The following is an 8486-nucleotide window of genomic DNA, read 5'->3' as shown; positions in this document are numbered from 1 at the left end:
CCGGTGCCGGCCGCCGTGACGGCGCGCGCGATGCCGGGCGCGCGCGAGGCGCCGGCGCGGGTCGGGCCCGGCGGTGCTGGAGAAGCCAGCGGCAGCGATGGCCCGATGTCGGTCGCATTCGTGATGCAGACGCTGGCCGAGGTACGCGAGGCGGCCGATATCGTGGTCGAGGAAGCGCCCAGCTCGCGGCCCGCGATGCAGCGGCACCTGCCCTTCACGCGGCCCGACAGCTTCTACACCATGGACAGCGGCGGGCTCGGCTACGCGATGCCGGCCGCGGTCGGCATCGCGCTGGCCGAGCCGGGCCGCCGCGTGATCGCGCTGCTCGGCGACGGCTCCAGCCTCTATGCGATCCAGGCGCTGTGGAGCGCCGCGCAGCGTCGCCTGCCGATCGCCTTCCTGATCCTCGCCAACGGCCGTTACGCGGCCCTGCAGGAATTCGCGCCCGTGTTCGGCTTCGCGGCGGGCGAGACGGTGCAGGGCACCGCGCTGCCCGGGCTCGATTTCGTCGCGCTCGCGCGCGGCTTCGGTTGCGCGGGCCGGCGCGTCGCGGATCCCGGGCTGCTGCGCGAGGCCTTGCAGGCCGCGCTGGCGGGTCCCGGGCCGAGCCTGCTGGAGATCGTGGTGGCCTGAACGCGGCGCTTCGGGTCGTGCCGCCGGGCCGGCGCGAATCGCCTTATGATGCGCGGGCTCGCGCGGCGCGCCGCTGGTTCGGCACGCATCGCCTCCCTCGATCGACCCTGCCGATCGGCGGCCAACGCGCGGCGAAACCACCATGAACCGGCCGCAAGATCGTCGAAGCGGCCGCCCCGGCAAGCGGCTTGCCAGAGCGCGCCGGATTCCGAGGAGAGTGAGGACATGAGCCGATTCGCCAGGGCGCCGGCGCGCCGCTTCGCATCGCACGACATCGTTGCGGGTCAGTCGCATCGAGGCCGCGCATGAACGGCGCGCGGCAGGCCGCGGCCGCGGGCGGCGTCGATATCGGCGCGACGCTCGACGCCGGCCCGTTCAGCGCGATGCAGGGCCTGGCCGTGCTGCTGGCCGCGTTGTCGATCGTGCTCGACGGTTTCGACGGCCAGTTGATCGGCTTCGCGATTCCGGCCCTGATCCGCGACTGGCACCTGGCGCGCGAGGCCTTCGTGCCGGCGGTGGCCGCCGGCCTGGTCGGCATGGGGCTGGGCAGCGCCGCCGCGGGCCCGTTCGCCGATCGTTTCGGCCGCCGGCGCGCCGTGATCCTCAGCGTGTTCGTGTTCGGCGCGGCCACCTGCGCGATCGGCGCGGCGCAGGACATCGCGGGTCTCGCCGCGCTGCGCTTCGTGGCCGGCCTCGGCATTGGCGGCGCGCTGCCGACCGCCACCACCTTGACCGCCGAATTCACGCCGGCGCGCCATCGCACCCTGATGGTGACCGCCACCATCGTCTGCGTGCCGCTCGGCGGCATGCTGGCGGGCTTGTTCGCGCATGCGGTGCTGCCGGTGCAGGGCTGGCGGGGTTTGTTCGTCGCCGGCGGCGCGCTGCCGCTGCTGCTCGGTGTCGTGCTGCTCGCGACGCTGCCCGAATCGCCGCGCTACCTCGCCCGCCATCGTGCGCGCTGGCCCGAACTGGGACGTCTGCTGGCGCGCATGCGCCGGCCCGTGGCCGCCGATGCCGCCTTCAGCGATTCGGTCGAGCGGCGAGCGGCGGCCGCCGCGGGCGCGGATGGTCGCGAGCAGCGGATCGTGGGTGGCGCGCCGTCAGCGCGGATCGGCGCCGAGCGGCGTGGTTTTCGCGCGCTGTTCGCCGACGGCCTGGCCGGCGACACCTTCGCGCTCTGGTGCGCGTTCTTCATGTCCCTGCTGGCCGTCTACAGCGCCTTCAGCTGGTTGCCGGCGATGCTGGCCGCGCAGGGCCTGAGCGTGGACGTGGCCGGCAGCGGCCTGACCGCCTACAACCTGGGCGGCGTGATCGGCGCGCTCGGCTGCGCGCTGGCCATCGCGCGCTGGGGTTCGCGCTGGCCGCTGGTATTGAGCGCGCTGGGCGGCGCGGCCAGCGCGGCCGCCTTGTTCGGTGTCGATGTCGCGAGCCAGCGCGGCTGGCTGCTGCTCGGGCTCGGCCTGCATGGATTGTTCGTCAATGCGGTGCAGGCCACCATGTACGCGCTCTGCGCGCACCTGTACGCCACCCCGGTGCGCGCCACCGGCACCGCCGGCGCGCTGATGGTCGGCCGGCTCGGCGCGATCTTCAGCGCCTTCGCCGGCGCCTGGGTGATCGGCGCGGCCGGGAAGGCCGGTTATCTGGCGATGCTGGTGGTGTCGATGACGATCGCGGCGCTCGCGCTGGCCGTGCTGCGCGATCATGTGAAACCGTTGCGTGCGCAACGGCTTGGCGGGGAAGGGATCGCCGGCCCGTCGCGATGAGGGCCGGCCTTGCGGCGCGCGTGCCGCCTACAGCGTGGTGCGCACGTGCCACAGCTCGGGGAACAGCACCACGTCGAGCATCTTGCGCAGATAGGGCGCGCCGTTGGTGCCGCCCGTGCCCTGCTTGAAGCCGATGATGCGCTCGACGGTGGTGACATGCCGGAAGCGCCATTGCCGGAACGCATCCTCGAGGTCGACCAGTTCCTCGGCCATCTCGTAGAGCTCCCAGTGCGCGGCGGGATCGCGATAGACGGCTAGCCAGGCCGCCTCGACCGAGGCGTCGTGCGCGGTCGGCGCGCGCCAGTCGCGCGCGAGCCGCTCGGTCGCGATCGGGAAACCGCGCCGCGCCAGCAGGCGCACCACCTCGTCGTAGAGCGAGGGCGCGTCGAGCGTGGCCTCCACCTCGGCGAGAATCTCCGGGCGATGCGCGTGCGGCTTGAGCATCTGCTCGTTCTTGTTGCCGAGCAGGAATTCGAGCTGCCGGTACTGATAGGACTGGAAGCCCGAGGAAGCGCCCAGGTAGGGGCGCATTGCCGAATACTCGGACGGCGTCATGGTGGCCAGCACGCTCCAGGCCTGCACCAGTTGCTCGAGGATGCGCGAGACGCGCGCCAGCATCTTGAAGGCGGGCGGCAGCGCATCGCGGCGGATCGAATCGAGCGCCGCGCGCAGCTCGTAGAGCGCCAGCTTCATCCACAGTTCGCTGGTCTGGTGCTGGATGATGAACAGCATCTCGTTGTGGTCGGGCGAGAGCGGATGCTGGGCCTTCAGGATCGAGCCGAGCGACAGGTAGTCGCCATAGCTCATCGACTTCGAGAAATCGAGCTGGGCGTCGTGCCAGCCCTCGCCGGCGGCGGCGGCCGGGGCCGGCGTGCCCGAGAACGGGCAGCGCGGCGGCGCATCGGCGCCGTCGGTCTTGGAATGGTCAGGATTCACGATCAATGCTCTCCGGCAGGTCAGGGGCGCTCACGTCGGCGGGGGCGGCGGCTCAGGTCACCGCCGTGCGGGCCGCGAACTCGGGCGCCCGCCAGGCCTCGGTGGCGAGCACCTCGCGCAGCGCCTCGACGGCATCCCAGATATCGACGAAGCGCGTGTAGAGCGGCGTGAAGCCGAAACGCAGGATGCGCGGCTCGCGATAGTCGCCCACCACGCCGCGCGCGATCAGCGCGCGCATCACCTCGTAGCCGTGCGGATGCTCGAAGCTGACCTGCGAGCCGCGCCGTGCCGGCTCGCGCGGCGTGACCAGCCGCAGCTCGAGCCCGGCGCAGCGCGACTCGACCAGCGCGATGAAGGCATCGGCCAGCGCCAGCGACTTGCGGCGGATCGCGCCCATGTCGGTCTCGTGGAAGATGTCGAGACCGCATTCGACCATCGCCATCGAGACGATCGGCTGGGTGCCGCACAGGAAGCGCGAGATGCTCGCATCGGGCGCGAAGCCGGGCTCCATCGCGAACGGCGCGCGATGGCTCCACCAGCCCGACAGCGGCTGCTCGAAGCTGGCCTGGTGGCGCTTCGGCACCCAGGTGAAGGCCGGCGAGCCGGGGCCGCCGTTCAGGTATTTGTAGGTGCAGCCGACCGCGCCGTCGGCCGCCGCGCCGTTCAGGTCGACCGGGACCGCCCCGGCCGAGTGGGCGAGGTCCCACAGCATCAGCGCGCCGGCCTGCTGCGCATGGCGCGTGAGGGCGGCCATGTCGTGCATGTAGCCGCTGCGGTAATTGACGTGGGTGATCATCGCGACCGCGCAATCGGCGTCGATCGCGGCTTCCAGCTCGGCCGCGTGGTCGACCAGTCGCAACTCGTAGCCGCGATCGAGCTGGGCGATCAGCCCTTGCGCGATATAGAGGTCGGACGGGAAGTTGGAGCGCTCCGAGACGATCACGCGGCGCTCGGGCGCGCGCCTGGCCTGCTCGCGCAGCATCGCCGAGAGCAGCTTGAACAGGTTCACCGAGATCGTGTCGGTGATCACCACCTCGCCCTCGGCGGCGCCGATCAGCGGCGCGAGCCGGTCGCCCAGGCGACGCGGCAACGCGAACCAGCCGGCGGTGTTCCAGCTGCGGATCAGGTCGCGTCCCCATTCGGCCTCGATCACCGCCTGGGCGCGCGCGGCCGAAGCCTTCGGGCGCGCGCCGAGCGAATTGCCGTCGAGGTAGAGGGTGTCGTCGGGCAAGGCGAAGCGCTCGCGCAGCGGGGCGAGCGGGTCGTCGCGATCGAGGGCGAGCGCATCTTCACGGGTTTGCATGGTGCGGATCGATTGGGTTCGTGAGTGGGGGAGGCGCGAGCGGCAGCCGCGCGCCGGAAAGTCGGATCGGGGGAATCAGGGCGTCGCGCGATCGACGGGCAGCGCGCGCAGTACCGCGCGCACCGGGCTCGCATCGAGCGTCGCGAACTTGAGCGGCAGCGCGATCAGCTCGTAGTCGCCGGCCGGCACGGCATCCAGCACCAGGCCTTCCAGGATCGCCATGCCGTGTGCGCGCACGCGGCGGTGCGCGTCCATGGTCTTCGATTCCTGCGGGTCCAGCGAGGGCGTGTCGATGCCGACCAGGCGCACGCCGTGCGCGGCCAGCAGGTCGATGGTGGCCGCCTCGACCGCGCAGAAGGCGCTGTCCCAGGCTTGTTGCGGCGCGTTCGCATAAGTGCGCAGCAGCACGCGCGGCGGGCAGCCCGCCAAGGCGGCGGCGATCCGCCCGGGCGCCACCGCGGGCGCCGCGCCCAGGCAGTCGATCACGCGGCAGGCTCCGAGATAGGCATCGAGCGGCACCGCGCCGATCGGCGCGCCCTCGGCGTCGTAATGCAGGGGCGCGTCGGCGTGCGCGCCGGTATGCGGCGAGAGCGTCAGCCGCGCGACGTTGACCGGCGAGCCGGCTTCCATGCGCCACACGCGCTCGACCGCGACCTCGGTATCACCGGGCCAGACGGGCGTGGCGGGGGAGATGGCCGGCGAAATATCCCAGAGCGTTTCCATTGTTTTTCATCAAGTCTCCACAGCTCGAATGATAGGCAATCGAGGCCGCAAAGTGCTTGCGAAATAAACATGGACATTCGGCAAATATCGCAGATAATTTGAACGATAGCTAAAACGGGGACCAGAAATGCATGCAATCTCGCTGGACGCTACTGATTGCCGTATTCTCGCCGTATTGCAGCAGGAGGGCCGGATCAGCAACCTCGACCTGGCCGAGCGCATCTCGCTGTCGCCGTCCGCCTGCCTGAGGCGGATGCGGCTGCTGGAGGAGCAGGGCGTGATCGAGTGCTATCGCGCCTGCCTGAGCCGCGAAAAGCTCGGCTTCGAGCTGGAGGCTTTCGTGCAGGTGTCGATGCGCAACGACCAGGAGCAATGGCACGAGCGCTTCGCCGAAGCGCTGAAGGAATGGCCGGAGGTGGTATCGGCCTTCGTGGTGACGGGCGAGACGCATTATCTGCTGCGCGTGCTGGCCCACAATCTCAAGCACTATTCGGAATTCGTGCTCAATCACCTCTACAAGGCGCCGGGCGTGATGGACATCCGTTCCAACATCGTCCTGCAGACGCTCAAGGACGAGGCGGGGCCGCCCGTCTCGCTGGCCCGCACCGGGGCGGTCAGAGCGGATTGAGCCCGTGGAACGCGCCGCCGTGGAACACCAGCGGCGCGAGCGAGCCCGCTTCGGGGTGCAGCCCGCAGCGTTCCACCTCGCCGACGAAGATCACGTGGTCGCCCTCGTCGTAGCGGCTGCGGTTATGGCACTCGAACCAGGCCAGCGCGCCGTCGAGCACCGGCATGCCGGACTGGCCGGCGGCGTGCGAGACGCCCTCGAAGCGGTCGCCCTTGGCGGTCGCGAAGCGCTTGCAGAGATCGAGCTGCGACGCGGCCAGCACATTGATCACATAATGGCTGTTGCCGCGGAATACCGGCAGCGAGGCCGAGCGCGTCGCCAGGCTCCAGAGCACCAGCGGCGGCGCCAGCGAGACCGAATTGAAGGAACTCGCGGTGATGCCGATCAACTGGCCTCCCGGCGCGCGCGTGGTGATCACGGTCACGCCGGTGGCGAACTGGCCGAGCGCCTGCCGGAACGTGGCGGCGTCGAAGTCGGGCGGGGTGGCGCGGATCGTCATCGCGGCACGGCCCTCGGCGCGGCGCCCGCGCGGCGGCGAAACAGGTTGGAAGAGGTCATCTGGAAATCGGGAAATTTGTCCCGATTTTAACGGAATCGATGGCTGCCCGACCCGGCGGCCCGAAACGATCCGGCCGAACCCCGGCCGGATCCTCTGTCAGGAGCGAACATGAATCAGGCAGTGCAGGAAGTCGCCGTGTTCGGCGGCGGGTGTTTCTGGTGCACCGAGGCGGTGTTTCTCGATGTCGAGGGCGTGCTCGCGGTCGAATCCGGTTATGCGGGCGGCCACACGCGCAACCCGGGCTATCGCGAGGTCTGCGACGGCGATACCGGCCACGCCGAGGTGGTGAAGGTCAGCTACGACCCGGCGCGCATCAGCTATCGCGAGGTGCTCGAGATCTTCTTCGCCACGCACGATCCGACCCAGCTGAACCGCCAGGGCGCCGACGTCGGCACCCAGTACCGCTCGGTGGTGTTCGCCGAGTCGCAGGCGCAGCGCGAGGCCGCGCTGGAGGTGATCGCCACGCTCGAGCGCGAGCATATCTTCGGCGCGCCGATCGTCACCAAGGTCGAGCTGCTGGACGGCAACTACTGGCCGGCCGAGGAATATCACCAGAACTATTTCGCGCGCAATCCGCAGCAGGGTTATTGCGCGGCGGTGATCGGCCCGAAGATCGCGAAATTCCGCCAGAAGTTTGCGCATCGGCTGAAGTCGAACCGCGGCTGAGCGGCACGCAACGGAACGGCGGCACCTCGATCGGGGTGCCGCCGTTTTTTCATGGCGCGAGGGCAGGCGAAGCGGGCGGCCCAGGCGGCTCAGGCCGCGTCTGAGCGCAGCCGCTCGACGGCCGCGCCGATCGCCCGCGCCAGCTCGATGCAGGACAGCGGCGCCGAGCCCTCGGCCTTGTTGTTGATGGTGATCAGCACCGGCTGGCCGGCCAGCACGTAGCGCGCGGCCAGGTCGGCCAGCGCGTGGCGCGTGCTCGGATCCTCGTCGACCAGCTTGTCGAACGGATCGTACTTGGCCTTGGCCTGCTCGTACTTGAAGCCGCCGTGCAGGCTCCAGCGCACCACCAGCGGCCCGGGCGTGTCGCCGTCGAGCAGCGCGAGCGCGGCGGCCTGGCGCAAGGGATCGGGCATCCGCGCATGCAGGCCGACGCAGTAGCGCACGCCGGCGCTCGCCAGCATGCGGATGAAGCGCGGCGTGAGCAGCGCGCCGTCGCGGATCTCGATCGCGTAGCGCGGCCCGTCGGGCTCGGCCGGCAGCGGCGGCAGGGCGGCGAAGAAGGCCGCCAGGCGCTCGATCAGCCCGGCCGGGTCGGCCAGCAATTGGTCGGGCAGCGGCGAGAACTGGAACACCAGCGCGCCGGCCTTGCGGCCCAGGCCGTCCAGGCAGGGGCGCACGAAGTCGTCGGTGGCGATGCGCGCGTCGAGGAAGGCCGGGTTCGGGCCGGCCGGCTCGCCGCGCGAGCCGCGCACCACCGCGTCGGTGACCGAGGCGGGCGCCTTGATCACGAAGCGGAAATCCTCGGGCACCTGCTGCGCGTAGCGCAGGTACTCGGCCATCGAGAGCGGCGCGTAGAAGGAGCGGTCGATGCTGACGCTCTTGAGCAGCGGATGCGCGCCATAGGCTTCGAGACCGTCGCGCGAGAGCTTCTGCGCCGAGTAGTCCTCGCCGTAGACGATGCCGTTCCAGCCCGGGAACGACCAGGTCGAGGTGCCGAGATGCACGCCGGGCGGCAGGGCCGCGGCGGTGGCGGCCACCACCTCGTCGATTGCGGCGGCGGTGACGCCGCGCTTGCGCGAGCGGCGCGACGCGGCGGGCTTGCCGTCGGGCGAGCCGCCGGCCGCGATGGCGGCATCGGCGTCGGCATTGGCGTCGACGGCCGGCGGCGGTAGCTCCTCGTCGCCGAACAACGAGTTCATGGCCGGTGCCAGGCGCGAATCGGCGCCGCCGGGGTGTGAAGGGGAATCGTCTTGCCGGATTTCGGTTTCCGCGCCA

The 8486-nt window shown here is 70.8% G+C and carries 9 protein-coding genes; 4 read left to right on the top strand and 5 right to left on the bottom strand.

What is annotated here, in order from left to right:
• Both F3J10_RS32870 and F3J10_RS32865 read left to right on the top strand, forming a co-directional pair.
• Window positions 1–633 (top strand): thiamine pyrophosphate-dependent enzyme (locus F3J10_RS32870; RefSeq protein WP_240155780.1); only part of this gene is annotated, 633 nt, incomplete at its 5' end.
• A 305-nt stretch (window positions 634–938) separates the two neighbouring features.
• Window positions 939–2396, top strand: a complete 1458-nt coding sequence (locus F3J10_RS32865; protein ID WP_167243834.1) for an MFS transporter — start codon at window positions 939–941, stop codon at window positions 2394–2396.
• A gap of 27 nt (window positions 2397–2423) precedes the next feature.
• Here F3J10_RS32865 and kynA read toward each other — a convergent pair whose 3' ends face one another.
• The 3 genes from kynA to kynB form a co-directional block, all read right to left on the bottom strand.
• Window positions 2424–3338 (bottom strand): tryptophan 2,3-dioxygenase, encoded by a 915-nt coding sequence (gene kynA / locus F3J10_RS32860; protein ID WP_167243833.1) that lies wholly within the window; start codon window positions 3336–3338, stop codon window positions 2424–2426.
• A 46-nt stretch (window positions 3339–3384) separates the two neighbouring features.
• Window positions 3385–4635 (bottom strand): kynureninase, encoded by a 1251-nt coding sequence (gene kynU / locus F3J10_RS32855; RefSeq protein WP_167243832.1) that lies wholly within the window; start codon window positions 4633–4635, stop codon window positions 3385–3387.
• Window positions 4636–4710: 75 nt separating this feature from the next.
• A complete protein-coding gene (gene kynB / locus F3J10_RS32850; RefSeq protein WP_025101696.1) occupies window positions 4711–5358 on the bottom strand; it encodes an arylformamidase in 648 nt (215 codons plus the stop codon).
• A gap of 127 nt (window positions 5359–5485) precedes the next feature.
• Between kynB and F3J10_RS32845 the strand changes: the two genes are divergently transcribed.
• Window positions 5486–5986, top strand: coding sequence for an Lrp/AsnC family transcriptional regulator (locus tag F3J10_RS32845; RefSeq protein ID WP_013699205.1), 501 nt, complete (start codon window positions 5486–5488; stop codon window positions 5984–5986).
• On the opposite strand, the gene F3J10_RS32840 is transcribed toward F3J10_RS32845, so the two are convergent.
• Window positions 5973–6485 (bottom strand): flavin reductase family protein, encoded by a 513-nt coding sequence (locus F3J10_RS32840; RefSeq protein WP_025101697.1) that lies wholly within the window; start codon window positions 6483–6485, stop codon window positions 5973–5975. The genes F3J10_RS32845 and F3J10_RS32840 overlap by 14 nt on opposite strands.
• A gap of 168 nt (window positions 6486–6653) precedes the next feature.
• Between F3J10_RS32840 and msrA the strand changes: the two genes are divergently transcribed.
• A complete protein-coding gene (gene msrA, locus F3J10_RS32835) occupies window positions 6654–7211 on the top strand; it encodes a peptide-methionine (S)-S-oxide reductase MsrA (RefSeq protein WP_025101698.1) in 558 nt (185 codons plus the stop codon).
• An 89-nt stretch (window positions 7212–7300) separates the two neighbouring features.
• Here the strand turns inward: msrA and F3J10_RS32830 are convergent.
• Window positions 7301–8486: DUF72 domain-containing protein (locus tag F3J10_RS32830; protein ID WP_240155779.1), on the bottom strand; the 1186-nt coding region annotated here is incomplete at its 5' end.

Source organism: Burkholderia sp. Cy-637, from assembly GCF_011753175.1.
Taxonomy (GTDB): Bacteria; Pseudomonadota; Gammaproteobacteria; order Burkholderiales; family Burkholderiaceae; genus Burkholderia; species Burkholderia gladioli.
The sequence above is the reverse complement of the archived record's forward strand: the minus strand, read 5'-3'. Positions and strand labels throughout refer to the sequence as shown.